We start from the raw sequence: 259 nt of genomic DNA on the forward strand, positions 1-259 counted from the left end.
CGTGGCCGAGCAGCTGCCCGACTCGAACCCGATCCGCAAGGTGTCGATGGACTTCCGCGCGGCCTACCAGAAGGCCAACGGCGCGCCGCCGACCGATGCCTTCTCGGCCTATTCCTTCGATGCCTGGCTGCTGTTCCTCGACGCCGCCTCGCGTGCCAAGGGCGAGCCCGGCAAGCCGGCCTACCGGGTCGCGCTGCGCGACGCCCTCGTCAGCACCAAGGAGCTGGCCGGCACCCACAGCGTCTACCACTTCAAGCCC

General features: G+C 69.9%; 1 pseudogene. It reads left to right on the top strand.

The features are described 5' to 3' along the window. Positions 1-259, top strand: a pseudogene (locus CVH10_RS21975) (hypothetical protein); the annotation flags it as partial.

It is taken from the genome of Halomonas sp. ND22Bw (genome assembly GCF_003011945.1).
GTDB classification, from domain to species: domain Bacteria; phylum Pseudomonadota; class Gammaproteobacteria; order Pseudomonadales; family Halomonadaceae; genus Halomonas; species Halomonas halophila.